The organism is Thermosynechococcus sp. HN-54, assembly GCF_023650955.1.
Classification (GTDB): Bacteria; Cyanobacteriota; Cyanobacteriia; order Thermosynechococcales; family Thermosynechococcaceae; genus Thermosynechococcus.
On record NZ_CP098039.1, the window covers coordinates 1,339,064 to 1,363,898 of the forward strand.

At 53.3% G+C, this 24,835-nt stretch carries 24 protein-coding genes and 1 pseudogene; 8 read left to right on the forward strand and 17 right to left on the reverse strand.

The window, feature by feature from the left end; all coding sequences use genetic code 11:
• The first annotated feature begins 120 nt into the window (after positions 1 to 120).
• Complete coding sequence (locus NBE99_RS06485) at positions 121 to 2,259, forward strand: bifunctional diguanylate cyclase/phosphodiesterase (RefSeq protein ID WP_250683650.1); 2,139 nt, start codon at positions 121 to 123, stop codon at positions 2,257 to 2,259.
• 25 nt (positions 2,260 to 2,284) lie between these two features.
• Here the strand turns inward: NBE99_RS06485 and NBE99_RS06490 are convergent, their stop codons facing one another.
• From NBE99_RS06490 to cofH, 5 genes are all read right to left on the reverse strand, one after another.
• Complete coding sequence (locus NBE99_RS06490) at positions 2,285 to 2,815, reverse strand: YqhA family protein (RefSeq protein ID WP_250683651.1); 531 nt, start codon at positions 2,813 to 2,815, stop codon at positions 2,285 to 2,287.
• A 118-nt stretch (positions 2,816 to 2,933) separates the two neighbouring features.
• Complete coding sequence (gene leuB, locus NBE99_RS06495) at positions 2,934 to 4,019, reverse strand: 3-isopropylmalate dehydrogenase (RefSeq protein ID WP_250683652.1); 1,086 nt, start codon at positions 4,017 to 4,019, stop codon at positions 2,934 to 2,936.
• A gap of 57 nt (positions 4,020 to 4,076) precedes the next feature.
• Positions 4,077 to 5,006 carry a pentapeptide repeat-containing protein gene (locus tag NBE99_RS06500; protein ID WP_250683653.1) on the reverse strand — a complete coding sequence of 310 codons (930 nt, stop codon included), beginning with the start codon at positions 5,004 to 5,006 and terminating at the stop codon, positions 4,077 to 4,079.
• 75 nt (positions 5,007 to 5,081) lie between these two features.
• Entirely contained in the window at positions 5,082 to 6,707 is a 1,626-nt protein-coding gene (locus NBE99_RS06505) for a DUF3352 domain-containing protein (protein WP_250683654.1), read from the reverse strand.
• Positions 6,704 to 7,885, reverse strand: a complete 1,182-nt coding sequence (cofH, locus tag NBE99_RS06510) for a 7,8-didemethyl-8-hydroxy-5-deazariboflavin synthase subunit CofH (protein ID WP_250683655.1) — start codon at positions 7,883 to 7,885, stop codon at positions 6,704 to 6,706. The genes NBE99_RS06505 and cofH overlap by 4 nt, the downstream gene beginning before the upstream one ends.
• 69 nt (positions 7,886 to 7,954) lie before the next feature.
• On the opposite strand from cofH, the gene NBE99_RS06515 reads away from it, so the two are divergent.
• The gene (locus tag NBE99_RS06515; RefSeq protein WP_250683656.1) at positions 7,955 to 8,284 is read left to right on the forward strand and encodes a carbon dioxide-concentrating mechanism protein CcmK; all 330 of its coding nucleotides are present in this window, start codon (positions 7,955 to 7,957) and stop codon (positions 8,282 to 8,284) included.
• 42 nt (positions 8,285 to 8,326) lie between these two features.
• Here the strand turns inward: NBE99_RS06515 and NBE99_RS06520 are convergent, their stop codons facing one another.
• The 4 genes from NBE99_RS06520 to NBE99_RS06535 are packed head-to-tail and all read right to left on the reverse strand — an operon-like array spanning position 8,327 to position 10,846.
• Positions 8,327 to 8,722, reverse strand: coding sequence for a Spy/CpxP family protein refolding chaperone (locus tag NBE99_RS06520; RefSeq protein WP_250683657.1), 396 nt, complete (start codon positions 8,720 to 8,722; stop codon positions 8,327 to 8,329).
• A 42-nt stretch (positions 8,723 to 8,764) separates the two neighbouring features.
• The gene (locus tag NBE99_RS06525; RefSeq protein WP_250683658.1) at positions 8,765 to 9,472 is read right to left on the reverse strand and encodes a GUN4 domain-containing protein; all 708 of its coding nucleotides are present in this window, start codon (positions 9,470 to 9,472) and stop codon (positions 8,765 to 8,767) included.
• Entirely contained in the window at positions 9,448 to 9,993 is a 546-nt protein-coding gene (gene rfaE2, locus NBE99_RS06530; protein WP_250683659.1) for a D-glycero-beta-D-manno-heptose 1-phosphate adenylyltransferase, read from the reverse strand. The genes NBE99_RS06525 and rfaE2 overlap by 25 nt, the downstream gene beginning before the upstream one ends.
• Positions 9,977 to 10,846 (reverse strand): branched-chain amino acid ABC transporter permease, encoded by an 870-nt coding sequence (locus NBE99_RS06535; protein ID WP_250683660.1) that lies wholly within the window; start codon positions 10,844 to 10,846, stop codon positions 9,977 to 9,979. The genes rfaE2 and NBE99_RS06535 overlap by 17 nt, the downstream gene beginning before the upstream one ends.
• Positions 10,847 to 11,189: 343 nt before the next feature.
• Between NBE99_RS06535 and NBE99_RS06540 the strand changes: the two genes are divergently transcribed.
• The 4 genes from NBE99_RS06540 to glnA all read left to right on the forward strand — a co-directional run bounded on the left by NBE99_RS06540 (position 11,190) and on the right by glnA (position 15,902).
• The gene (locus tag NBE99_RS06540; RefSeq protein WP_250683661.1) at positions 11,190 to 12,266 is read left to right on the forward strand and encodes a glycosyltransferase family 4 protein; all 1,077 of its coding nucleotides are present in this window, start codon (positions 11,190 to 11,192) and stop codon (positions 12,264 to 12,266) included.
• Between the two features lie 59 nt (positions 12,267 to 12,325).
• Positions 12,326 to 13,681 (forward strand): glycosyltransferase family 1 protein, encoded by a 1,356-nt coding sequence (locus tag NBE99_RS06545; RefSeq protein ID WP_250683662.1) that lies wholly within the window; start codon positions 12,326 to 12,328, stop codon positions 13,679 to 13,681.
• Between the two features lie 203 nt (positions 13,682 to 13,884).
• Positions 13,885 to 14,376, forward strand: coding sequence for a DUF2085 domain-containing protein (locus tag NBE99_RS06550; protein WP_250683663.1), 492 nt, complete (start codon positions 13,885 to 13,887; stop codon positions 14,374 to 14,376).
• A 110-nt stretch (positions 14,377 to 14,486) separates the two neighbouring features.
• Positions 14,487 to 15,902, forward strand: a complete 1,416-nt coding sequence (gene glnA / locus NBE99_RS06555) for a type I glutamate--ammonia ligase (RefSeq protein ID WP_250681315.1) — start codon at positions 14,487 to 14,489, stop codon at positions 15,900 to 15,902.
• A gap of 152 nt (positions 15,903 to 16,054) precedes the next feature.
• Here glnA and cysK read toward each other — a convergent pair whose 3' ends face one another.
• Both cysK and NBE99_RS06565 read right to left on the reverse strand, forming a co-directional pair.
• The gene (gene cysK / locus NBE99_RS06560) at positions 16,055 to 17,020 is read right to left on the reverse strand and encodes a cysteine synthase A (RefSeq protein WP_250681316.1); all 966 of its coding nucleotides are present in this window, start codon (positions 17,018 to 17,020) and stop codon (positions 16,055 to 16,057) included.
• A gap of 63 nt (positions 17,021 to 17,083) precedes the next feature.
• Positions 17,084 to 17,521, reverse strand: coding sequence for an Rrf2 family transcriptional regulator (locus NBE99_RS06565; protein WP_250681317.1), 438 nt, complete (start codon positions 17,519 to 17,521; stop codon positions 17,084 to 17,086).
• A gap of 227 nt (positions 17,522 to 17,748) precedes the next feature.
• Here NBE99_RS06565 and tsaD point away from each other — a divergent pair, with 227 nt between their 5' ends.
• Positions 17,749 to 18,810, forward strand: coding sequence for a tRNA (adenosine(37)-N6)-threonylcarbamoyltransferase complex transferase subunit TsaD (tsaD, locus tag NBE99_RS06570; protein WP_250681318.1), 1,062 nt, complete (start codon positions 17,749 to 17,751; stop codon positions 18,808 to 18,810).
• On the opposite strand, the gene NBE99_RS06575 is transcribed toward tsaD, so the two are convergent.
• A complete protein-coding gene (locus NBE99_RS06575) occupies positions 18,755 to 19,609 on the reverse strand; it encodes a metal ABC transporter permease (protein WP_250681319.1) in 855 nt (284 codons plus the stop codon). The two genes, tsaD and NBE99_RS06575, sit on opposite strands and share 56 nt — an antisense overlap.
• A gap of 82 nt (positions 19,610 to 19,691) precedes the next feature.
• Between NBE99_RS06575 and ispE the strand changes: the two genes are divergently transcribed.
• The gene (gene ispE, locus NBE99_RS06580; RefSeq protein WP_250681320.1) at positions 19,692 to 20,627 is read left to right on the forward strand and encodes a 4-(cytidine 5'-diphospho)-2-C-methyl-D-erythritol kinase; all 936 of its coding nucleotides are present in this window, start codon (positions 19,692 to 19,694) and stop codon (positions 20,625 to 20,627) included.
• On the opposite strand, the gene NBE99_RS06585 is transcribed toward ispE, so the two are convergent.
• The 5 genes and pseudogenes from NBE99_RS06585 to NBE99_RS06605 all read right to left on the reverse strand — a co-directional run bounded on the left by NBE99_RS06585 (position 20,624) and on the right by NBE99_RS06605 (position 24,827).
• A complete protein-coding gene (locus NBE99_RS06585) occupies positions 20,624 to 21,736 on the reverse strand; it encodes an RNA polymerase sigma factor, RpoD/SigA family (protein ID WP_250681321.1) in 1,113 nt (370 codons plus the stop codon). The two genes, ispE and NBE99_RS06585, sit on opposite strands and share 4 nt — an antisense overlap.
• A gap of 173 nt (positions 21,737 to 21,909) precedes the next feature.
• Positions 21,910 to 22,677: pseudogene (locus NBE99_RS13315) on the reverse strand (restriction endonuclease).
• Positions 22,678 to 22,780: 103 nt separating this feature from the next.
• Entirely contained in the window at positions 22,781 to 23,365 is a 585-nt protein-coding gene (locus tag NBE99_RS06595; protein WP_250681323.1) for a hypothetical protein, read from the reverse strand.
• 69 nt (positions 23,366 to 23,434) lie between these two features.
• Positions 23,435 to 24,145 carry a Crp/Fnr family transcriptional regulator gene (locus tag NBE99_RS06600; RefSeq protein ID WP_250681324.1) on the reverse strand — a complete coding sequence of 237 codons (711 nt, stop codon included), beginning with the start codon at positions 24,143 to 24,145 and terminating at the stop codon, positions 23,435 to 23,437.
• 184 nt (positions 24,146 to 24,329) lie between these two features.
• Complete coding sequence (locus tag NBE99_RS06605; RefSeq protein ID WP_011056347.1) at positions 24,330 to 24,827, reverse strand: HNH endonuclease; 498 nt, start codon at positions 24,825 to 24,827, stop codon at positions 24,330 to 24,332.
• Between the last annotated feature and the right edge of the window lie 8 nt (positions 24,828 to 24,835).

Genomic DNA, 24,835 nt, shown 5'->3' on the forward strand with positions numbered 1-24,835 from the left:
ATAGAAATTTTTTCTCTTGCTAATCGAAATGCTAGGAGAGGCGCCAATGGTTCTAGCAATTTCATTGGTCTAGGTCAAGTCACTCTGTTATTTCCGCAATATCCAAGCTAGGATAACATTATGGAGCACGATCCCTCGTTTTTATTTCCTCAATTTGGTCGGCCAATCATGGGTAGTCAAGGGGGCTATGGATTTGACTTTCCAGTGAGTACGGATCCCTATGATCTGCTGCGGAGTGTTTGTGCCCGTTTACCCCTGTTGATTATTTTCTATGACAATGAGGGGCAAATTCATTCCATTAACCAAGAGGTGACGACCCAGTTGGGCTGGGATACGGGGGACTTGCTCTCGCGGGATTTTTTGAGCCACTGCTTTCCCGATCCAGAGACACGGCAGCAGATGCGTTATTGGATGATTCATCCCCCCAACGGTTGGCAGGAGATTCCTGTCCATGGTGCAGATGGCCAAGTCCTAGAGATGATCTGGGCTTTTGTGCGATTTCCCAATGGCGCAGGCTTGATCTGCGGCTACAACATTACGGATATGAAGTTGACCCAAGCAGCGTTGCTGGAAACCAGCGATCGCTACGCGCTACTCACCCGTGGCATCAATGATGGCATCTGGGACTGGAACTTGACGACCAATGAGACCTTTTATTCCTCCCGCTGGAAAAGCATTCTCGGCTATCAGGATCACGAAATTGGCAACCACATTGACGATTGGCTCAAGCGCATTCACTCCCAAGATGTCGAGCGGGTGAAGTTGAATTTAATGCTCCATGTGCGGGGACAAACGCCCCATTTCCATCAGGAGTTTCGCATTCAGCATTGCAATGGTTCCTATCGTTGGGCGTTGGCACGAGGGCTGGTACTGCGGGATGCCTATGGCAATGCTACACGGGTTGCGGGTTCCCTGACGGATTTGACCGAACATCGCCTTGCCGAGGCACAGTTGCTCCATGATGCCCTCCACGACTCCCTGACGGGGTTGGCCAATCGCACGCTGCTCTTTGATCGCATTGAACAGGCGGCTCGCCACGGTCGGCGTCGTCCCGACTACAAGTTTGCAATTTTGTTCATTGACATTGATCGCTTTAAGGTCATTAATGACAGCCTTGGCCACAGTTGTGGTGACTTGATTTTGATTGAATTGGCCAATCGCCTCACCCGCATTGTCCGCCCCGATGATACGGTTGCTCGTATTGGCGGTGATGAGTTTGTGATTTTGCTGGATGACATTAGCAACAATAGCGATGCTTTGGGGGTTTGCGATCGCATTCACTGTGAACTGGAGAAACCTTTTATTGTCAAAGACCAACCGATTACGCTGCGGGTGAGTATTGGCGTGGCCACCCGATCGCCCCATATTGAGAAGGCAGAAAACTATTTGCGCAATGCCGATATTGCCATGTATCGTGCCAAGCTGGCGGGGGGCAATCGCTATCAAGTCTTTAGTGAAGAAATGCATTTGATGGCGCGCGATCGCCTCTCCCTCGAAGTCGGGTTGCGCCAAGCCCTTGAGCGAGATGAATTTACCCTCTTTTATCAGCCCATTTACCGCCTTAGTGATAATCGTCTCTACGGTTTTGAAGCCCTGATTCGCTGGCAGCATCCCACCCAAGGATTACTCCTCCCGGATCGCTTCATTCCCCTTGCCGAGGAGACTGGCCTGATTTTGCCCATTGGCGATTGGGTGATCTGGCGCGCCTGTCGCGATCTCCAGCACTGGCACGAGCAATTTCCCCAGTGTCGGTTGTCTGTGAATGTCAATTTATCGAATCGGCAACTGATGCACCCTGCCCTCGCGGAACAGGTGTTGGCTGCCTTGGAGCAAACCCAAATCCCCCCCCATTGCCTGCACCTCGAAATGACCGAAAGTGTGGGGATTGATCAGCCCGATCAGGTGCGGCAGACATTGCTCAAACTCAAGGCGCAAGGGATCAAACTCAGTCTCGATGACTTTGGTACGGGCTATTCTTCTCTTGCCTACTTGACCAATCTTCCCATTGACATCCTGAAAGTGGATCGCAGCTTTGTGAAGCTGATCACCGAAACCAACCAAAAACACCTCGTGATTGATGCCATTGTCGGCCTCGCCAAGGGTCTAGAACTCGAAGTGATTGCCGAAGGGGTAGAGCATCCCTATCAGGTGACACGACTGCGGGAACTAGGCTGTGACTACGCTCAGGGCTATTATTTCTCACAACCCCTCAGTATTGAGCAAGTGAATGCCCTCCTCGCACAAATCCATGCAGCATAAAAAACATTGGTAGCAGACTTTCGGACTAGTGATGCGCTTCTGAACTGACGCGGTACATCAAGTAGGTGCTGATAGCAATAATTAGAATTGCAGCGGCCAAGTAAAGCAAATCTAAGGGGGTTTTGACACTGAAGGCAATCAGTTGCTTAAAGAAGGTAACCACTAAGGCCATGACAATTGTTTTCAGCAGTTTATCCTTAAGCTGATCTAAGCTTTGAGCCTGCATTAGCGAAACATCAGTGGCGCGATCGCGAGCTAGACCCGCATCAATTTTAGAAATAAACAGTTCATAGATACCGAGGGCAAACAGCAATAAAATAATGCCAATTAAATACAAATCAATACCCGTGATGATGTAGCCAAGCGTTTTGATATAAATTGTGGAATCCCCATAGTTGCGAAATTGGATGCCTAGCCCCAGAAGAATTTCATGACTGCCAAGAATGAAAAGAGCAAACGTACTCAATAGGCTAAAAATAACTGGAATAATGACAAAAAGGCGGAAATACCAGAGAAACGGCTCAACTACCCTCTCCAGTTGGGACAATCTTCGCATTACCAAGAGCACCAAAAGCTCCTAACATCCTAGCAGAGCCACTCGCCCATCCTTAGGGAGATAATGTGGCAAATGCTAGGGGGTATTGGCTGAAGATTACCAGCGGATGCGTAGGAGCCTATTGGGATAATTCTTTAATCAAGAGGTTGCCCATTTCGCGACAGCCCACCAGCGTACAGCCCTCAGACATTAAGTCGCCGGTGCGGTACCCTTGATCCAAAACGCGAGTAATCGCCTCTTCAATTGCTTGGGCAGCCGCGGGCTGGTTGAGGCCATAGCGCAGCATCATTGCCGCACTCAGTACCATTGCGAGCGGGTTGGCTTTATCTTGGCCGGCAATGTCGGGAGCAGAACCATGAACGGGTTCAAACAAGCCCGGCCCCGACTCCCCGAGGCTGGCAGAGGGGAGCATACCAATACTGCCCGTGAGCATGGCGGCAATATCGGAAAGAATGTCACCGAACAAGTTAGCGGTCACAATTGTGTCAAACTGTTTTGGGGCACGCACCAGTTGCATGGCGGCATTGTCCACGTAGAGGTGCGTCAGTTCGACATCGGGGTATTCAGCACTGAGGGCCGTTAGGCGATCGCGCCACAATTGCGAGACTTCAAGGACATTGGCTTTATCCACGGAGCAGAGCTTGCCCTGTCGTTTGCGAGCGGTTTCAAAGGCCACACGGCCAATGCGATCAATTTCGGTGGCGGTATAGGCCATCGTATTCACGCCCCGCTGCTCGCCTGTTTCCGTGGTGAAAATGCCCCGCGGTTGACCAAAGTAAATGCCGCCTGTCAGTTCGCGCACCACCATGAGATCCACGCCGTCAATCACTTCCGGCTTGAGGGAGGAGGCATGGAGCAGTTGGGGAAAGATTTTGGCGGGGCGCAAGTTAGCAAATAAACCCAGACCCGACCGAAGGGCAAGTAACCCAGTCTCCGGGCGCAGATGACGCGGCAAGGTATCCCACTGGGTTCCGCCAATGGCAGCTAAAAGCACGGCATCACTTTGGCGACAGGTTTCCAGCGTTGCTGCGGGTAGGGGTTCACCGACGGCATCAATGGCACAGCCCCCCACAAGGGCAGGAACAAAGTCAAATGCCAAGTCAAAGCGGGGAGCGATCGCTCGCAACACATCAAGGGCGACGGCAGTAATTTCTGGACCGATGCCATCCCCAGCCAAAACAGCAATGCGATACGTGGTTGCCATGCCTGTCTCAAAATCACCGATCTTTTACTGTACACCAGCCGTGGTGTTCCCTTGACGCTATTCCGAGAGATAGCCATCCGGCAGAATCGCCTCGCTCATATCCACGGCACTCAGATCAACGCCATTGAGGCTGGCACCGGTGAGAATCGCTTCGATGAGATTGGCTCCCCGCAGATCGGCACCGCTGAGATTCGCCCCCATTAAGTTGGCGCCAATGAGAATGGCAGAGCTGAGATTGGCTCCCCGCAGCAGCGCTTGGGCAAGGCTCACCCCTCGCAAATCGGCACCGACAAGGTTGGCTTTGTCCAAACAGGCATGGCGTAAATTCGCTTCTTTGAAGGCGACTTCGCGAAGACTGGCTTCTTCAAGGCGGGCACGACGCAGATTCGCACCAATCAGGACGGCGCGTTCTAAATTGGCCTGCTGCAAATTGGTGGCACTGAGGTTGGCACCGCGCAAATTCGCCTGTACGAGTTGACTTTCCCGCAAGACCGCATCCGCCAAATCAGCGCCCCGTAAATAGGCCTCCGTCAGGTTGGCACGGGTGAGGTTGGCTCGCTCTAGCTCAGCAAGGGTGAGATCTGTGAGGGTCAAATTGGCATCCCGCAAAATCGCCTCACTAAGTTGAGCACCGGTGAGGTTGGCCTCACTGAGATCCGCATTGGCCAGGTTGGCACGGCTGAGATCCGCCCCCGTGAGGTTGGCCTTGCGCAACGACACCCAGCGTAGATCGGCGCTAATTAAAATCACGCCGCGGAGATCCGCCCCCCGCAAATCCGCCTGACTGAGATTGACGCCAGTAAGAATCGCCCCCCGCAAATCGGCTCCTTGCAGGTTGGTACTTTGCAAAGCCGCATCGGTGAGATCGGCACGGGAAAGATCAATGCCCGTCAAAATACACCGACTCAGGTTAGCACGGCGCAAGCGTACCCCCGCAAAGTCGCGATCGCCCACGTTATATCGTTTCAGTAAAACATCAGCTTCCACAGTAATTGAGTCACTTCCGTCGCAAATGCAAATTTCATTCCCCTAATTCCAGTATTCCCCCCGTTGTAGCTGAACCTACGGTGGTGAGAGGGGTTTTAGGCGAATTCGAGCCATGTAGTGGGTAAACTGATTATCTCGCACATGACTGGTAATGCCTAGGGCAGCAAAGGGCTGGAGCGATCGCGCGACTTCAGGTGCCAGTTCGGGCAAGAGCAAGTTATTTTGCAGTGACCCAAGGTTACTCAAATTCAGGTAGAACTGCGTGTCTTTGGGCTGGGGCAGCACTGCACGGTAGAGGGGAGAGTCGGCAAGGGAGCGCTCAGGGGGGGTACTCATATCCGTCAAAGGGCCGAGTCCCAAAAAGAGGGTCTGGTCATTCAGCCAACCGTGCTGCCCTACTGGCAACCCCGGCGGAATGCGCCAAGTGGTGATCGGTTGCGGTTCTGTTGCTGTTTGTTGTACTTGCCACCGTAGGCGATCGCGAATTTGGCTATCGAGTTGGCTCAAGGTTTGACTGGCTTGGGGGCGATCGCTGGTCTGACTGAGAAAGAGTAAACTAGGGGCATTGCCTAGGGCGGGAACGGGCACAAAGGCAGCAGCAAATTCGCCATCCATCCAAGGGACAAAGGCCTGTTGCCAATCAAGGCCTGTGAGCTCTTTAACCGTATTAGTAATTGTTTCTTGGACAGAAGCGGGGGTATTCTGCCATAAATTCCTAAAGGAACCCGTACTGTAAAAGGCTAAGGTGGTCTCCGGCACCAGACGGCTGAGTTCACGGCTTTCACCTTCACTGACAAGGGCTTGATCCTGTTGCGAACGCCATGTCACTGCCTCCAATTCAATTTGCTCAGAGGTCATGTCTGCTGTTAGGACAATCCCTTGGAGTTCCCGCGGGGGTTCAGGAAGACTCCCCTCAGGGGCAGCCATCTGACTGGCTAAAAAGGCGGGTAGGTTCACATAGAGTTCGACCAGCGGACGATGATCGGATAACCCTTTCACGGCTTGTTGATAGGTGGGCTGGCTGCCAATGCCGTTGTTGGCTTGGGCGGTGGCAATGACTTGTTGCAGGGCGCTCTGGTGCTGACTCCAGAGGATGTAGGCCTGATTCTCATGCGTAACGAGGGCGATCGCATCCTGCGCACCGGAGGTGTTCGCGCCGCTGTCGGGGTCAGGGAGAATCCCCTTGGCCTTGAAGATTTTCACGCCGTTGATTTCTGTGATCGGTTCGCCAATGACGCTTTGCAGGAGTTGCTCCCCCATCGGTACATTTAGGGTCGGCACAATCCAAACGTGGGGCGGTACGGGTGATTCTCTGACGGACTCTGGGGTAATAGGCAACAACACCACTGTGGCTTGGTCACCAATAAAGGGGCGGACATCCTTGAGGTAGTCCAGTTGTGCCAGATTCACCCCCTCTGGCGAGAGCGGATCATAGCTGGGGTTCAACCACGGTTGGGCTTGTAACAGGCCGCTTTTGGCAAGGGCTTCCCAAGGCTTGGGATCTGTGGGTAAGGTGAGGGTCAAGAGGGCGCTCTTGGGGGCGATCGCCATTCCGGGGGCGATCGGGCGTTGGCTCAAGCGCTGCCATAGGAATACCGCTGCTGCCGTTCCCGCGCCTAGAATCACAATGGCTACCCCGCCCACCAACCAAGGGCGGAACCGACGGGGGGAGCGCACAGAAGGCTGAGATTGTGTGGTCATTGCATCTCTCCAACGGCATCGTAAAGGGTTGTCCGCTGACGGGGGATGCGACCAAGGGAGCGAATCGCTGCCACTAACTCCCTAGGCCTAAGAGCGGTTCCCCCTTTTGCCCCGGCCACGGAAGTAATGTGTTCTTCCATCAACGTTCCCCCCAAATCATTACACCCCCAGTTGAGTGCCATTGTTGCACCCTCAAGACCCAATTTGACCCAACTAGGCTGATGGTTGGGAATCCACCGCCCTAAAAACAACCGTGCCACTGCCGTCAGAACCAATGTTGGTAATAACTGTGGTTGATGGTGTCCTACCCATTGTCGCATTGCCTTGGGGGCAAGTTCCCCCACATAAGGCAGGAGGATAAACTCGGTAATTCGTGCTGGGTAGTCCTGCTCTAGCGCCTTCTGCTGAAGCTGTTGCAGATGTTGCAGGTGAGCCACCTGATCGGCTGGTGTTTCAATGTGGCCGCAGAGCATTGTGCTGGTTGTCCACACCCCCAAACGATGGGCGGTTTCAACAATCTCTAGCCATGTTGTGGTGTTAATTTTCTGAGGACAGATTTTTGCCCGCACTCGATCCACTAACACCTCAGCGGCGGTACCCGGCATGGAGTCCACCCCAGTCTGATGCAGGACATCAATCACTTGGGCATAGGAGAGGTCATCCTCACGGGCAATGAATTGAATTTCTTGGGGCGAAAAGGCATGGAGATGGAGTTGCGGAAAGGCGGTTTTGATTTGCCGCACGAGGAATTGGTAATAGCGCAAACTGGACCCACATTCTTTAGCTGCTGGATTGAGACCCCCCTGCATACAAATTTCCGTTGCTCCTTGGCCAACAGCTTCGGCCACTTTGCTGAGAATAGTCTCAATCTCTAACCAGTAGGCATCCGCTGCTGTCGCATCCCGACGAAAGGCACAGAAAGCACAGTGTTGCTCACAGATATTCGTAAAGTTGATGTTGCGGTTAATCACATAGGTGACGGTGTCTCCCACTTGCTGCTGGCGCAGGCGATCGCTAGCAGTTTGCAGTGCCCTGAGGAGGGGGGGCAATGGTTCTTGAGGAGCACTGATTCTGGCTACGGGAAGGGCGGTTGCCAAAAGGGTTTGGGCTTGTTGGGCAGAAATGCCATTGTTAGCCACAACCTCCTCTAGCTCCGCGATCGCCCCTGTGGTCTGCATCGAATCTACTCCACCTTTAGGAAACTAGGTCACTCTTTCTTTAGCTTAAGCACAGCCCTTTTCTAAAATATGGGAGACGTGGAAGGGGTAATGGTGATGGCAGCGGAAGCGGTGGGCATGGTGCAGGTCTTGGGATACCCGGCAGCCCTTGCTGTGGCCGATACATTGGTGAAAGCGGCTCAGGTCACCCTTGTCAGTTGTGAGGGCATTGGTGCGGGCTATTGGACAGTGGTGATCCGAGGAGAGGTGGCGGACGTGAATGCAGCAGTTCGAGCGGCGCGATCGCTCAAGGGTCACGAGGTCATCTCGCATCAGATTATTGCCCGTCCCGCTGGCAATCTCGAACACGTCCTACCGATTGTAGTCCCTCACCAGCCACCTGAGGATTTTCTACTTTGAGCCAATCCTAAACTTCGGCTCATCGGCTAAAAGCTGCTTAGCTTAGCGCGATCCTTGCAGTTGCTTCACCTGCTCGGGGGTGAGAATGGTCAGCATTTCCACGCGGGTATCCTGCATCACCTTCGAGAGCTGATTTTTTTGATCGGGGCGCAGGGAGACCAAGTTCATGGCTTCACCCGTGGATTTTCCCTGCTTAATGGCATTGCGGAAAATGCGCTGTTGGTCGCGATCCAGAATTCTTAGAATGCGATCATTAGTGCGGAGTGTCAGGCGCAGTACGGCCTGTTTTTGCTCAACACTAAGATTGAGTTTTTTCATTTGCTCAGCGGTCAGGAGGCCGCCACTGGTTTGGGCAATCACCTGAGGTGGAATGGTTGTGCCACTGATACCCGCCACAAGGGCGATCGCCACCATTAATCGCTGAATATTCTTTTTCATCCCTGCCACCTCACCACTGCTGCTACGCTTGCTACCCCTATTCTAGGCTGTCCAAGCGGGATGATTGAGAAGGGCATTGATCACCTGTACGCCCCGCAGTTGATTAGTCAGGGGTAAATGTCCACGAGGGGCACTCAAATCCCAGATAAATTCATTGGGATAGCGCGGCCACCGCTTGCCCTGCCGCCAGCCAATTTTCTCCCAAAGCCGATCCCAGTTTTGACCACAGCCCAGCCACAGTTGCCGCTGCACCGAATAGCCAAAGCGACCCAAGGAAAAGGCGAGCCACAATTGATCAATCGTCTGCAAATCCACAATAGGGAATTGCTCCACCTCGGTAAAGTAGAGCCAGCGGCGTTTTTGTGCCATCGGCCCTGCCAGTTCACAGAGCTTTTGTGTCGTTAGGCGATCGGCCGCTTCAAATTTTTCGGCCACCAGTAACTCAGCCAGTTCTTGATAGTCCACCCCGCGATCGGAGCGCAGCGGAATGACCCCTTGGGGATAGTGCTGTTGTAAAAACGCTTGTACGGTCTCTTCTTGGCAATGGTAAAGGAGACGATAGGCCTGACCGCGAATCCAAGGGGCGGGTGGGGGGGACAAGGTGGCACTGTCTTTCAGGAACTCCTGTAAGAGGTGATAGCCTTCACTGCCTGCCGTACTCAGGGTGGTCATGGCGGCCAGTTGGGACTTTTCGTTGCCGCTGTACAACTGCTCCCGTAAATCCGCTAAGGTCGGTTCTGCGGTGACCATGCGCCCTGTGATTCCTCCCCATGCAACTCTAAAATGCGTTGGACGATCGCCGTTGTCGAACTGGGAACCTCTACTTGAATGAGTTCAATGCGACCGCCATAGTGCTGAACAGCCGCCGCCTCGGGTAGGGTCTCCAGTTGGTAATCGCCCCCCTTGACGTAGATCTCCGGCTGGAGAATCTCAATCAGGGTCGTGGCAGTGCGATCGCTAAATAGCACCACCGCATCTACTGATCGTAAACTAGCAAGCACCTCTGCCCGCTGCTGTTCGGGAATAATTGGCCGTTTGGGCTTCAGGGCTGCCACCGAGCGATCGCTATTCAAGCCCACCACCAAGCGTTTGCCAAGGGCACGGGCTGCCGCCAGATAGCGCACATGACCCGCATGGATCAGGTCAAAACAGCCATTGGTAAATACCAAAGGGCGCCAGTCTTGGGGTGCAGCATTGATGGCAGCCACAAGGGTTTCAAGGGTGTAAAGGTTCAGGGGACTTCTCCTAAGAACACTAACTGAGTGTGCCACGAAATAGCCCTTGGGGACGCACCAGAAGCACTGCCATCATGATCACTAGGGCAACGGCCAGCTTGTATTCAGAAGGAATCATCAGTGTACTCATCTCCTGAGCAACACCAATAATCAGGGCGCCAGCGATCGCCCCGTAGGGATTGCCAATGCCACCGAGAATCACACTGGCAAAGAGGGGCAAGATCAAAAACCAACCCATCGTTGGCCGCACAGCGGTAATCAGGCCATAAAGCCCCCCGGCCACTCCTGTGAGCACCCCCGCCAAGAGCCAAGTGGACAGCACCACCCACTCGACATCAATGCCAGAAACCCGCGCCAAGTCAAGATCATCGGCTACGGCTCGCATGGCTTTGCCCACCTTGGTGCGTTGCAATAATAAATGAACCGCAGCGATCGCCACCACCGCCAAAATCATTACAATCACCTTCGAGTAAATAATTTTCACCCCCCAAAAATCAAGGGCGGGCATCACGGGTAGCCGATAAGTTTGGTTTTCACTGCCCCAGATGAGAATCACGGCATTGCGCAGCAGAAACGAAAGACCAATGGAGATAATAATCAATGTTGTCGAAGTTGCCCGGCGATCGCGCATCGGCTGCCACAGGAGCTTCTCGCTCAGGAGCATCAACCCCGCCGTTCCCAAGCCCCCGATCGCCATTGAGAGCCAAATATCCAGTCCCGTTGCATTGGCCACCAATGTCAGGTAGGCTCCCGCCGTCATAAAGTCACCATGGGCAAAGTTGGGCAGGCGCAAAATTCCAAATGTGAGCGTCAAACCCACCGCTGCGAGGGCAATAATACTCCCCACTGCCAAGCCATTAACGAAAAGTTGAATCAGTTGAATATCCATGAACGATTGCGACTAAAATTTGAGAAACCGTGAAAGGGGCAGCACCTGCTCATAGAATAGCGATCAGTGGGGTGTTTAGACGAGAGCTTTTTCTCTGACTGGAAAAAGTCAATGTTCCCCCGAAAGCTTCAAGCCAAAATCAAAATTATACCTTGATTCACGCTGCCAAAATGTAGCGACAATAACAAATAATAGTACGGATTCCCGAAGTTTCAGGTAGGGATTTACCCCCTTGGTTTTTTTTGTTCAGATTGCGTACCGTTGAGGCAGCCGTGCTGCTGAGTCAATCGCGCGATTAGCATCAACGCATCGGTGACCAACCGTATTGTTCGAGGAGGCTTGTATGCGCATTGCTCAAATCGCCCCCCTGTGGGAACGGGTACCGCCGCCAGCCTATGGGGGTGTGGAGTTGGTGGTGAGTCTGCTCACGGAAGAATTAGTCAAGCGAGGGCACGAGGTCACGCTGTTTGCCAGTGGCGACTCCATTACCCAAGCCAAATTAGTGTCTACCTATCCCCACGCCATTCGCCTCGATCCCAATGTGCAAGAATATGCCGTCTATGAAGCCCTGCAACTAGGAGAGGTCTTTAGTCGCGCCAATGAATTTGATGTCATCCATTCCCATGTGGGCTATACAGCTTTACCCTACGCCAGTCTGGTGAAAACACCCGTTGTTCACACGCTCCATGGTCGCTTTACGACGGATAATGAGCGCATTTTCAGCCAATATCGCAACCAAAACTACGTCAGTATTTCCCATTCCCAGCGGCAACTAGGGGACTTGAACTACATTGCCACGGTCTATAACGCCATTGCTGTGGAAACCCATCACTTCTATCCCCAGCCCAGCAATCCGCCCTATCTGGCCTTCCTAGGACGGCTCTCCCCGGAAAAAGGCCCTCACCATGCCATTGAAATCGCCAAGCGGGTGGGCATTCCGCTGCGGATGGCCGGCAAAGTGGATCGGGTCGATCGCGACTACTTCAAGGAATTGATCGAACCCCACATTGATGGTGAATTTATCCAGTTCATCGGCGAAGCGGATCATCCAACCAAGAATGCCCTCCTCGGTGGGGCGATCGCCATGCTCTTTCCAATTACGTGGCAAGAACCCTTTGGTCTTGTGATGATCGAATCCATGGCAGCCGGTACACCAGTGGTGGCGATCGCCAAAGGAGCAGCGCCCGAAGTGATTGAGCACGGCAAAACGGGTTTTCTGTGCCATTCTGTTGACGAATGTGTAGCGGCTGTTGACCAAGTGCCGCAACTGGATCGCAAGGCCTGTCGAGATTATGTTTGGCAGCGGTTCAGCGTTCAGCGGATGGTGAGCGAGTATGAAGCTGTTTATGATACCGTTCTTGCCGAGAGCTTCGTCCATAATGGACATCGTCGGGGGACGTTTGAACTGCTGGCCAGTTAGGTGTATCCCTGAATACTTTGTAACTGTGTTTCTTTGGCCGTTATTCGAAAGGTGTATTTATGCAAGCATTATCAACCCGTACAGCAAAAAATACACTCCATCGAGCCTTTGCTCTGCCCCAACTCCAATTACCTGCTCGTCAACCCATTGCCTTGATTTCTGTGCATGGGGATCCCGCCGCTGATGTCGGCCATGAATCCGCCGGTGGTCAAAATATCTATGTACGGCAATTGGGGGAAGCCCTAGCGGCAGCCGGGTGGCACGTGGATATGTTTACCCGCAAAATCCATCCCGATGACCCCGATGTGATTGAGCACAGCCCCCACTGTCGCACCATTCGCCTCGAGGCAGGCCCTCTGACCTATATTCCGCGTGAGAAACTCTTTGAGACATTACCGAAGTTTGTCGAAGCGTTCAAGGCTTACCATGCCAAATATGGCTATCCCCTGATCCACACCAACTACTGGCTCTCCGGCTGGGCGGGTTGGCAGTTGCGTCAGGAGTTGAATTTCCAATGGCTGCATACCTACCATTCCTTGGGGGTCGTGAAATATCAAGTGGCTTCTGAGCAAGCCCAACGGGATGAAACCCGCCTCACGGTGGAAAAAGCCATCCTTGAAAATGCCGACTGTGTGATTGTGACTAGCCCCCAAGAGGAAGCCTATCTACGGCGCTGGGTGTCTAAGGCAGGGCAAACACGTCTGATTCCCTGTGGCACGAATTTGCATCTCTTTTACCCCGTGGCCGATGCCCGTACCCAACTGAATTTGCCTACCGATGAGCCGATTGTGCTCTATGTGGGTCGCTTTGATCGCCGCAAAGGGATTGAAACGCTGGTGGCAGCGATGGCTCAGGTGACCCAAGGGCGGTTACTGCTTGTGGGGGGAAGTGATCCGCAGCGCAGTGATGGTGCCGAACGGCGGCGCATTGAAGGATTAGTGCAGGAGTATCGTTTGGGCGATCGCGTGACCTTTGTGGGGCAAATTGACCATGAGCGCTTGGCGGTGTACTACAGTGCTGCCAATGTCTGCGTTGTGCCCAGCTACTATGAACCCTTTGGCTTGGTGGCCATTGAAGCGATGGCCTGTGGCACACCGGTGATTGCCTCCGCTGTGGGTGGTCTGCAATTCACGGTGATTCCTGAAGAAACAGGGCTACTGGTGCCGCCTCAGGATGCCACTGCCTTGGCCAATGCGATTCAACGGATTTTGGCAGATCCAGACTGGGCACGTATCCTTGGGGCAAATGGCCGTGAGCGGGTGCAAGCCCTCTTCAACTGGGAAGCGATCGCCCTGCAAATGGGGCAACTCTACCGTCAGCTCTTTGCCGCTTCTCTCATGGGGAATTCAACCCGCTTAGATACCGTCAAGAACACGACGCCACTGACAGTGGCTAAAACGGCTTTAGCCTCCTAGGCACCATCAGAGCGGCAGAGATGCCCATGGACATCCGTCTCGTCCTCAAGGACAGGGATTCGCAGTCAAGATTTCAGACAGGGCTGCCATCTCCTAGGGAAACCCTCAGGATGCCTAGCTTGCCGCTCTGCTCAGGCAATCATTGCCCTTGACTGAAACGGTTTGTTAAATTTTAGGGAGTTCTGTGTCCATTCTGAAATCTAATGGTGCGGTGGCGATCTCCCCTCTGGCCTGATGTGATTCTTGCGGCACTCATTCTAGGCCCCCTTTTTGCCCCTTTCTTGGCCGCTAGCGACTTTCTGTTCTTGCCTAAAATTGCCCACATTATCTACACGATGGGCAACCACGTGTGTCCGCAACCAGAGATGGGCTTAATGTTAGCTCCCCCTTGGAAAATGGCGGTCTGTATGCGCTGCTATGGCACCCTTTTGGGGGTTCTCCTGACCCGTTGGTGGATTCAGCGATCGCCCACTGCCCAAGAATGGTATTGGCTGCGGCAGTATGGTTTGGCGGGCTTTTTAGTGGCGACCCTATTGATGCTCTTTTATCCCCTTGAGTGGGCACTGCAACACTATGGCGTTTGGGGCTATTCCAACTGGATTGTCTTTCCCTTTGGGGCGATCGCTGGACTGGGCTTGGGATTACTGATCATGCCCCTCCTGTATGCCAAACAGCGCCTTGCCACCTCCCGTTAGGGGGCAGACAGCGGAATTTTTGTAGCCTCCGATACAAAAATTAACTGGGGCAACTTTCTACCATAGATTGTCGCTGCGGTGCGCCCAATACAGTAAGGAGTAACCTATACATGGCAACGCCCCAAGAAATCTTGAATTTGATTGACAGCAAGTACGAGCTAATCGACTTGAAATTTATTGACATGCCCGGCACGTGGCAACACCTGACGGTTCACAAGAGCCAAATTAGTGAAAGTTCATTTACCGATGGTGTGCCCTTCGACGGCTCCAGTATTCGCGGTTGGAAAGCCATCAACGAGTCCGACATGGTGATGGTGCCCGATCCAAACACAGCGTGGGAAGACCCCTTCATGAAGGAGCCAACCCTGAGCATGATTTGCACGATCAAAGATCCGCGCACAGGGGAATTGTATGATCGCTGCCCTCGCTCCATTGCCACCCGTGCCGTTGAATATTTGAAAGCAACGGGCATTGGTGATACCGCCTATTTTGGCCCTGAGGCTGAATTTTTTGTCTTTGACGACGTTCGCTACGACCAAAACCAAAAGTCTGGCTACTACTACGTTGATAGTATTGAGGGTCTTTGGAACACTGGCCGCGAAGAAGAAGGGGGCAACCTCGGCTACAAAATCCGTGGCAAAGAGGGCTACTTCCCCGTTGCGCCCACGGATACGCTGCAAGACCTGCGTACAGAAATGCTCTTGACGATGGCCAAGTGCGGTGTGCCCATTGAAAAACATCACCACGAAGTGGCCACAGCAGGTCAGTGCGAGCTGGGTTTCCGCTTTGGTACCCTGATTCAAGCCGCCGACTGGCTGATGACCTATAAGTACTGCGTCAAGAATGTTGCCCGCAAGCACGGCAAAGTGGCAACCTTTATGCCCAAGCCCGTCTTCAACGACAACGGTTCGGGGATGCACACCCACCAGTCCATTTGGAAAGATGGTCAACCCCTGTTCTGGGGCGAGGGCTACGCCAATTTGAGCCAAATTGCCCTCTGGTACATTGGGGGTATCCTCAAGCACGCTCCAGCGCTGTTGGCCTTTACCAACCCGACAACGAACTCCTACAAACGACTGGTTCCCGGCTTTGAAGCCCCCGTGAACCTTGCCTATTCCCAAGGCAACCGCTCTGCCTCTGTGCGGATTCCTCTCACTGGTCCCAATCCCAAAGCGAAGCGCTTAGAGTTCCGTTGCCCCGATGCCACGAGTAACCCCTACCTTGCCTTTGCGGCGATGCTGTGTGCGGGGATTGATGGCATCAAGAATCAAATTGATCCGGGTAGCCCCTTGGATGTTGATATCTACGACCTCAGCCCCGAGGAATTGGCCAAGATTCCCTCGACCCCCGGTTCACTCATGGCGGCTCTGGAAAACCTGCAAAAGGATCATAGCTTCCTCACAGCGGGCGGTGTCTTCAGTGAAGACTTTATCCTCAACTGGATTCAGTACAAGCTGGACACAGAAGTGATTCCGATGTCCCTGCGTCCTCACCCCTATGAATTCACCCTCTACTTTGATGCCTAGGGCAGTGAATCGCTAGAGCCTTGCATTTAGGGATATAGCACTCAGAGGCACTCATCAAGAGTTGCCTCTTTTATTTTTGTATTTTTGCTGCTGATGTCTCTCCGAGAGGAGATTTGCACAAAATAACCTCTGACTCTGAACTCCACTTGTGCCTAATGTTGCAAGTAACTGGGTACCAAGGGCAGTGCATCCTGAAACAGGGGTGTGGTCAAGTAGCGTTCGCCAAAGCTCGGCTGCACCATGACAATTAACTTACCCGCATTTTCGGGTCGTTGAGCCACCTGAATAGCAGCACAAAGGGCAGCTCCACTGGAAATGCCTGAGAGGAGGCCTTCTTCACGGGCTAGGCGGCGACCAAAATGAATGGCTTGATCGTCAGAGACGGGGATCACTTCATCAATGAGTTCCCGTTTGAGCACGGGGGGCACAAAGCCGGCGCCAATGCCTTGAATTTTGTGGGGTCCTGGTTTGCCTCCTGAAAGGACGGGGCTATTGCTGGGTTCGACGGCGATCGCCTGAAAGCTGGGCTTCTTGGCTTTGATGACTTCAGCCACCCCTGTAATCGTGCCCCCTGTGCCGACCCCCGCTACCAAAATATCCACTTGACCATCGGTGTCTTGCCAAATTTCGAGGGCAGTGGTTTCACGATGAATCTTCGGATTGGCGGGATTTTTGAATTGTTGCAGCATGAAGGCGTCTTCGAGGGAGGCCGCAATCTCTTCGGCACGGCGAATGGCGCCACTCATACCCTCTGTCCCCGGTGTTAAATCGAGTTCTGCCCCATAGGCACGCAACATGGCGCGCCGCTCTGCACTCATCGTTTCTGGCATCGTCAGAATTAAGCGGTAGCCTTTCGCTGCGGCCACCATGGCCAAGGCAATCCCCGTATTGCCCGATGTCGGTTCCACAAGAACCGTTTTCCCTGGCGTAATCCAGCCCGCTGCTTCTGCCTCCTGAATCATACTCAGGCCAATGCGATCCTTAACCGAGGCCGCAGGATTCATGCTCTCTAGCTTGACAACAATTTGTGCAACGCAACCTTCCGCTTGGGGAATGCGGTTCAAGCGCACAAGGGGGGTTCGACCAATGAGGGCAGTAATATCGCGGGCAATGTTCATGGGGTATCAATCTCCAATTCAAGACAAAAACGTTAGGAAAATTAGATGAATATCAGCCTCAGCCTAGATGTAGTACATGACATCCACTTGCTGGTAAGCCTGCCGCCGATCGCACAAATCTTGAAGGGTATACTTTTTCAAGACATCATTGGCCGCTGCGCAGGCTTCTAGCCATACTGACCGGATCAGACTACGCTCCAGATCGCCCTTGTCAGGGGGCTTTTGGGCAAGCTTGGACTCAATCCCCTCAATACAGTTGAGAACGTCCAAAATTGAGATTTGCCAAGGTGCTTTTGCCAGCAGGTAGCCACCGCGTGCCCCCCGTTGACTGCGAATTAGACCCTTGCGCCGCAGCGTCGCCATCAGCTGCTCCAGATAGCGATCGGGAATGTTGTGCATGGCAGCAATTTGGCGAATCTGTAACGGCTCTGCCTGTTCATAGGCCGCTGACATTTCCAAGAGCGCCAAGAGGGCGTACTCACTTTTGGCAGACAGTTCCACAAGACGTTTGGCACACGCACGACATTGAGCAGATTGCCCAACCCATAGTATATCCTACTTCTTGATCGGGATTTAGGAGATTCTTAAGAATCTTCACCGTGGCGCAGGTTGCAACCTCAAGAATTCACGGCATTGCGGAAACGCCCTTCAACAACTTCACTCGATAAACAGGCTAGACTACAGGCTAGACTAAAAAGAGGCTCTAGATTCATGCCCAAGTCTGCCCGATGGTAAGAATTCTGGCCATTGAAACCAGTTGTGATGAAACAGCTGCTGCTATAGTGCGCGATCGCGCCATTGAAAGTAATGTGATTGCCTCCCAAGTGCGTGCCCATCAACCCTTTGGTGGGGTGGTGCCGGAAGTCGCCTCCCGTGCCCACTTGGAAAACATTAACGGCGTGATCACAGCAGCCATGAGTGAGGCCGGTTGCGATTGGTCTGCCATTGATGCCATTGCTGTCACCTGCGCTCCCGGATTGGTGGGGTCACTGCTCATTGGGGTGACGGCGGCAAAAACCCTTGCCCTTGTGCAGCAAAAACCCCTCCTAGGAATTCACCACCTTGAAGGCCACCTCTATGCCTCCTACTTAGCGGAGCCGACCCTTGAACCACCGTTTCTCTGCCTCTTGGTGTCTGGTGGTCACACGAGTCTCATTGGCGTTTATGGCTGTGGCGAGTACCAACTCTTTGGCCAAACGCGGGATGATGCAGCGGGGGAAGCCTACGATAAGGTAGCACGCCTACTGGGCTTGGGGTATCCAGGGGGGCCAGTCCTCGATCGCTTGGCGCAGCAGGGCAACCCAGAGGCCTTTGAGCTGCCGGAGGGCAATATCCGCTTCCCCGATGGCAAGGTGCATCCCTACGATTCCAGTTTTAGTGGGCTGAAAACCGCAGTGGCACGACTTGTGGAGGAGCTGCGTCAAACCCACGCGGAATTGCCGGTGGCTGACCTCGCAGCCAGTTTTCAGAAGGCGGTGGCCCAAGCTCTCACCAAGCGGGCGATCGCGGCAGCGGTGGATCATGGATTCAAAACCCTCGCCATTGGCGGAGGAGTAGCGGCCAATTCTGGACTGCGGCACCACCTGACTGCGGCTGCTGAACCCTTGGGGCTACAGTTAATTTTTCCGCCCCTGCGGCTGTGTACCGATAATGCCGCGATGATTGGCTGTGCTGCTGTGGATCATTTTCGGCGGGGCGATCGCTCCCCCTTGGATCTGACAGCCCGTTCACGCCTCAGCCTGTTGGAGATTTCTGCCCTCTATGCAGCCACGCCCCTCGCAGTGCGTTAATGGCAATCGATCCTAAAAAAAACGCCAGTTGACAGACAACAATACTCGGACCCGACGGCCAATTCATCCCTGCTGACAACAGCATGCCAACAATAGCACTGCTTACCCCCACGAGGGCTGCCAAAACCACGTACTGGGAAAATTGCCGACTCCACAGGCGGGCCCCACAGGCGGGAATCACCACAAAGGCACTAATGAGCAATACCCCCACCGTCTTAATCGAGACGGCCACCACCAAGGCCAATAGGGTGATAAACAACAGCCGCTGAATCCCCACCGCCGCCCCCCGCGCCACCGCCAAGGCTTCATTCACCGTGATTAACAATTGCACCCGTAACGTGAGCAGGATGAAAATGCCAACAAGGGCGCAGAGCGTGCCACTCATGACGAGATCGGCTGGACGCACTGCCAAAATATCACCAAAAAGGAGGTTATTCAGCCCCCCTTGGTAGCGATCGCTCATACTCAGCAAAATCACCGCCACCGCCAACGAGGCCGAATAGATGATATTCAAGAGGGCATCCGTCCACAACCGCGTATGCTCCAGCAGATACGTCACCCCGAGGGCAAACACCACGGCAAAGGGCAACAACATCACGGAGGGATTCAACCCTAGAATAATTCCTAAGCTAATTCCCAGTAGGGCTGAGTGCCCCAAAGCATCACTAAAAAAAGAAAGTTGCCGCAGGATGGTAAAGCTACCGAGGGCACCCGCCATCCCTCCCGTAAAGATCCCTGCCCACAGTGCCCGCTGCATAAAGGGCAACTGCAACAGGTCAATGATTCGTTCCAAGATCATGGGGACTTCTGGTTAGCGCCTGCCAAAGAGGAATAGAAGAATAATATGCTATTGAACGAGGTGGTTGTGAGGATGGGGCTGCGTGTATCGTCTGCTGGCACCTGCCAAAATTAATCTGTTTTTACAAATTGTTGGCAATTGTTTGGATGGCAGTGGCTACCATGAACTGGTGATGGTCATGCAGGCGGTCTCCCTCATGGATCGCATCGAACTCATCCCCCGGCGCGATCGCCAAATTAAAGTCCATTGCACCAACCCTGCCGTCCCCTGCGATCAACGAAATCTCGCCTACAAAGCAGCGGCCCTACTCCAGCAGCATTTTCCCGATCACGATGGCGTTGAAATTTTCATTGAAAAACGGATTCCCATGGGTGCTGGTTTAGCCGGCGGGTCAACCAATGCAGCAGCAGTACTGGTCGGCTTAGATCTGCTCTGGCAGTTGGGACTCACCCAAGAGGAGTTGCAGACTCTTGCAGCCCAACTAGGTGCTGACGTTCCCTTCTGTTTGCAAGGCGGCACCGCTTTAGCCCTAGGGCGTGGTGAACAATTGACCCCCCTAGCGGATTTACAGGGATTGACCGTCCTCTTGGGGAAGTATCGCTCCCTCAGCGTGGCTACCCCTTGGGCCTATCAAACCTATCGGCAGCAATTTGCCGCCACCTATGCCCAAACCCCCAACGAGCAGGAGCAGGCGCGACAGGAGGGGGGATCCCCAACCCTGTTACAGGCCATTCAGCAGCGTGACATTGCCAAATTGGCTGCTAGTCTCCGTAATGATTTAGAGAAAGTTGTGTTGCCCCGCTACCCTTTGGTGGCAGAGTTACGGGAGCACTTCCTCGCCGCTGGGGCGATCGCCAGCATGATGTCTGGATCGGGGCCAACGGTTTTTGCCCTCGCGCCCTCTGCCGATGAGGGCTACACAATCATGCAGCGGGTACGACGCGCCTTGCCGGATCCAGACCTTGATCTGTGGGTATGCGAGTGCTGTCCCCACGGCATTCAGCTAGATGCCGCCTAAGCAAAGTCCTCCAGATAGTCCTGAATTTCTCGCCGCCGCTGTGGCTGACGCAATTTTTGCAGAGCGCGGTGCTCAATTTGGCGAACTCGCTCCCGACTCAGTCCCAGCAAGTCTGCAATTTCCCCCATATCGAGAGGGGGCTGATCGCCCAGCCCATAGTGCAATTCCATCACTTGGCGTTCACGGGGAGAGAGATCACTGAGGAGTTGCTGCAAGGCGGCGCGTAGGGAGTCGCGCATGATCACCTCATCGGGGGTGGGTGCACTTGACTCAATCAGCTCCTGTAATTCCGTTTCTTGGTCGGAACCAACCCGCTGTTCCAAGGCCACTGATCGCGGCACAGCCATCAACACCTCGCGCACTTGGGCAACCTCTAAGTTCAGCTCTTGAGCAATGTCTGCCAGACTGGGCATGACTCCCTGCTGCGCCGCAAGACGCCGTTGGGCACGCTTAATCTTGTTGAGCTTTTCGACAATGTGGATTGGGAGGCGGATCGTGCGACTTTGGCTAGCAACGGCACGGGTGACACTTTGGCGAATCCACCAATAGGCATAGGTGCTAAAGCGAAACCCCTTCGTGGGGTCAAACTTCTCCACAGCGCGTTCTAGGCCTAGGGTTCCCTCTTGGATTAAGTCCAAAAACTCGACACCGCGGCGCTGATACTTTTTAGCGATATTCACTACCAAGCGTAGGTTTGCTTCCAGCAGCTGGGTCTTTGCCCGCTGTCCTTGGCGCTCAATGTGCTGAAGTTCGGCAACGCTGATGTTTGCTGCCTTTGCCCAAGCTTGGCGACCCGCCTGCACACAGGTTTGCAATTCAGCTACACTCATCTTGAGTCGCGCAGCCCATTGGGCACGGGTAAGGGAACGCCCCAACTGCCGCTGCTGGCGATCGCGCTCCGTAACAGCCGCCACATAGCGTTTGATCTGGGGGTCATCGGACTGATCTCGCACTGCGAGCAGGGCTTGGTACTGCTGAACTTGTTGAGCAAGGCGCAGTTCTTGGCTGGGGGTGAGCAAGGGCACACGGCCAATTTCCTGCAAATACTGCCGTACCAAATCCGTTGTCAATGGACGGTCGGACACGGTTTGAATGGGGGTAGCCACCATAGGACAACTCAACTCACAACATCGAGAATTCAGCTCGATAGTGGTATTCTCTGCCCTTGGCGAGGGGGGCCGCAGTGATGGAGCCGGTGCTCAGGTTGTGATATGGATCAACTATTTTGCTCGGAGTCTTCAATCCCTGTTATAAGGGTTGGCATCATCTATAGATTTTCAAACTAGGCCGCATCAACCTCAGCCAGTTCAACGATTTTTACTTTGATACCCAGTTCCAAATCCTTGAGCCACTAAATCAGTTGCTCGCCATCAATAAGGTCAATCGGTGGCGCACCATTCCCTTGTCGCTTCTTTAACGGTATCACGGGTAAATGTTCCTGTGGTAATCAATAGTCCCTTATCAGTGCGCCCCTGCATTCCTCCACGAAAATCCCGCACATGACTAGCTGTCACAGAGCCTTGGTAGCGCTTGCATTGAAGCAAAACATGGAAACTCAGCAAACCGTTGATCTGAGCAATACCCACCCCATCAATGCCACCATCGCCTGTTTTGGCCGTCACATGAACTTAGATAAATCCTGATTCCCGTAGAAGCCGTTGGATTAAGCGCTCAAAAGCCGATGGCTCAAGGTTGCTAAGAATTTGGTAAAGTTGCTGATGCCAAGAGGTCTCTTCTAACTTTTCTTCTAGGATCGATGGTAGGGGGAAGCTTTTGGCTGGGAGTCGCTTCGTTTGTCCTTATCAGCCTCTCGGACAAATTTGACGATTTCTCGTGCATCTAATTCTTGAAGATTGAGATGGGTCGTTGAGAGTGACCAGACCCCCCGCGATGAATTCTAATTCTGCAAAAGCCCGTATTTTTTCAAATAGATGCGAGACCAACCAAGGCGGTACTCAACTTCTGTGACAGTACTATTGACGTGGGGAACTGCGAACACTTCGTCTGAGAGATTCAGCAGTTGCGAGACTTGCTCATAAATTTCCTCAATTGTGCCTGACCCCCCTAAATTTTACAGTGCCTGAAGTGTGGGAATGAGCATTTGATCAAAGGTTGGCACAAGGGGTTTAGATACCTCTGTCATTTCTCCGTCGCTATTCTGTGCTTTCTGAGGAACCCGTCATGAGTTTTGTGGCTGGAGACGGCTGTTCCTTGAGAATCGTGGTGTCAATCACGCAGGGCAATCGGGCAGCCTTGAGACCGCGCTTAATCACGGCAAGGGTTTCTTGAAAGAGGACAAAGAGCGGAAATTGACGATTGGCGCCCTCACTAAAGACATCCCGATACTGCAAGGGCATATCCCAGCTATAACTGCGACTGAGAAGCACTTGAGATTGGCGCCAACGGGTCAGCAACTCCGTAAAGCTTTCCCCCGGACGATGGATAAAAACGAGCAGTTCAATGTCGGTTTTCACTTTCCATTCAGGGTCGCACATAACAAAAACCAGATCACAGGGCACCATCACTGACTTGACTTGGGGACGTTGGTTCGAGGTTGTAGCGGCAGGAACCTGAATATGGGCGATCGGCAGCGGAATCGGAATTAAGCTCTCTTGAGGTCGCCGCATACTGGGAATCATTTCTAGGTACGGGCGATATTGCCGCAAGAGTTCTGTCGCATGCAGCGGATCCGTGTAGCGAACCAAGGTGTGTTCGTAGAGGTTAGGGGCGATCGCCATATGTAGAAATAGCTTGTAACTATTGTTATCCTAGGCGAGGCAATTCCTCCTCAGCAAGCCAATCGAATCTCAACTCCCTGATTGCTGCGCCAGTTGCTCCAGTTGCGGCAAATTGAGAATTTGCAATTCCTGCTTGGCAGGATCAATTTTGATCCAGTGTTTCGCCACCAGTTTATCGAGAAGTTGACGTGCCTCCTCAGCGCTAATATTCGCCACATCCGCTAAATCCTTGACGGGCACATTGAAAATCACAGCTGTGTGGGGATTGCCCCCTTGGCGCTGACCATAGCGACGTGCCAAATTCAGCAAAACATGGGCTAGTTTCACCGCAGGGGGTTGGTGCAACAGTTCAATGCGGGCATTTGTCAAACGTAGCCGTTGCGCCATCAATTGCAGCATGCGATAGTGCAAATCCGGTTCGTGGCGCAGGACATGGACAAATTTTTGCGCCGGCACCGACAGGACTTCCGCTGGACACAGCGCCACCACATCCGTCGAACGCGGGGATTGATCAAGAATCGCCATTTCCCCAAAAAAATCCCCAGGGCCTAGGATGGCCAGTGTCAGGAAATCCCCATTCGGGAGCAGTCGCCGCACCTTGACCCAGCCTGAGAGAATAAAGTAAACGGCATTGCCCCACGCATCTTCAATCAAAATGGCGCGCCCCGCGGGATAGGTGTTATGCCAAGCCACTGAGAGCATTGAAGAAAGCGCCTCTTGGGAACTGGCTCCAAACAGTGGAAAAAGTTGACTAAAGTTTTCCGTCTCGATACTTGACATAACGACCTTAAGTGAAGTTCTTCAAGGGTAAAGCTTCTCCCCTACGATACTAGAATACGCGATCGCCCTCAGCCACCGTTCACTTCTTCCTTGCCAGCTCCTGATTCTTGCCACAGGTGTTGGTAGCACGTTTAAGGAGAGACTCCTACAATTTCCCTCTCAGGATGGAGTCAGATGGCAAAAACTAGGCACCAATAACATACTTACGCCACTCTTGGTGAGTACCCGTGCGCACGTGCTTTGTGACTTCAAAGTATAGGCTACTAATGGGACGGCGCGGAGTTTGCCGGAGGGGCATATTGGCTTCTTTGGGGGTGCGATTCCCTTTCTTGACATTACAGCGCACACAGGCGGTCACAATATTTTCCCAAGTCTCACCTCCCCCTCGCGATTTGGGAATGACATGATCAAGGGTGAGTTCATCGCCAGTATAGCCACAGTATTGGCAAGAATGGCCATCTCGATGCAGGATATTGCGGCGGGTGAGGGGAATTTCTTTGTAGGGAGTGACAACGTAGTGGCGCAGGCGAATGACGGTTGGCAAGGGAAAATTGTTGTAAACCATCTTGCCGTTGTGCTCAACTTGCTCCGCCTTGCCCTTAATTAAAAGGACAACTGCCCGCTGCCAACTCGTAATATTGAGTGGTTCATAGGAGGCATTGAGTACCAGAACCTTTGCCATATTCGTTG

What these genes read in the sequence shown, in the direction of transcription:
- NBE99_RS06485 (WP_250683650.1), top strand. Translation starts at nt 121, where the DNA reads ATGGAGCACGATCCCTCGTTTTTATTTCCTCAATTTGGTCGGCCAATC.
- NBE99_RS06490 (WP_250683651.1), bottom strand. Translation starts at nt 2,815, where the DNA reads ATGCGAAGATTGTCCCAACTGGAGAGGGTAGTTGAGCCGTTTCTCTGG.
- leuB (WP_250683652.1), bottom strand. Translation starts at nt 4,019, where the DNA reads ATGGCAACCACGTATCGCATTGCTGTTTTGGCTGGGGATGGCATCGGT.
- NBE99_RS06505 (WP_250683654.1), bottom strand. Translation starts at nt 6,707, where the DNA reads ATGACCACACAATCTCAGCCTTCTGTGCGCTCCCCCCGTCGGTTCCGC.
- cofH (WP_250683655.1), bottom strand. Translation starts at nt 7,885, where the DNA reads ATGCAGACCACAGGGGCGATCGCGGAGCTAGAGGAGGTTGTGGCTAAC.
- NBE99_RS06515 (WP_250683656.1), top strand. Translation starts at nt 7,955, where the DNA reads ATGGGAGACGTGGAAGGGGTAATGGTGATGGCAGCGGAAGCGGTGGGC.
- NBE99_RS06520 (WP_250683657.1), bottom strand. Translation starts at nt 8,722, where the DNA reads ATGAAAAAGAATATTCAGCGATTAATGGTGGCGATCGCCCTTGTGGCG.
- NBE99_RS06525 (WP_250683658.1), bottom strand. Translation starts at nt 9,472, where the DNA reads ATGGTCACCGCAGAACCGACCTTAGCGGATTTACGGGAGCAGTTGTAC.
- NBE99_RS06535 (WP_250683660.1), bottom strand. Translation starts at nt 10,846, where the DNA reads ATGGATATTCAACTGATTCAACTTTTCGTTAATGGCTTGGCAGTGGGG.
- NBE99_RS06540 (WP_250683661.1), top strand. Translation starts at nt 11,190, where the DNA reads ATGCGCATTGCTCAAATCGCCCCCCTGTGGGAACGGGTACCGCCGCCA.
- NBE99_RS06545 (WP_250683662.1), top strand. Translation starts at nt 12,326, where the DNA reads ATGCAAGCATTATCAACCCGTACAGCAAAAAATACACTCCATCGAGCC.
- NBE99_RS06550 (WP_250683663.1), top strand. Translation starts at nt 13,885, where the DNA reads ATGGTGCGGTGGCGATCTCCCCTCTGGCCTGATGTGATTCTTGCGGCA.
- glnA (WP_250681315.1), top strand. Translation starts at nt 14,487, where the DNA reads ATGGCAACGCCCCAAGAAATCTTGAATTTGATTGACAGCAAGTACGAG.
- cysK (WP_250681316.1), bottom strand. Translation starts at nt 17,020, where the DNA reads ATGAACATTGCCCGCGATATTACTGCCCTCATTGGTCGAACCCCCCTT.
- tsaD (WP_250681318.1), top strand. Translation starts at nt 17,749, where the DNA reads ATGGTAAGAATTCTGGCCATTGAAACCAGTTGTGATGAAACAGCTGCT.
- NBE99_RS06575 (WP_250681319.1), bottom strand. Translation starts at nt 19,609, where the DNA reads ATGATCTTGGAACGAATCATTGACCTGTTGCAGTTGCCCTTTATGCAG.
- NBE99_RS06585 (WP_250681321.1), bottom strand. Translation starts at nt 21,736, where the DNA reads ATGGTGGCTACCCCCATTCAAACCGTGTCCGACCGTCCATTGACAACG.
- NBE99_RS06595 (WP_250681323.1), bottom strand. Translation starts at nt 23,365, where the DNA reads ATGGCGATCGCCCCTAACCTCTACGAACACACCTTGGTTCGCTACACG.
- NBE99_RS06600 (WP_250681324.1), bottom strand. Translation starts at nt 24,145, where the DNA reads ATGTCAAGTATCGAGACGGAAAACTTTAGTCAACTTTTTCCACTGTTT.
- NBE99_RS06605 (WP_011056347.1), bottom strand. Translation starts at nt 24,827, where the DNA reads ATGGCAAAGGTTCTGGTACTCAATGCCTCCTATGAACCACTCAATATT.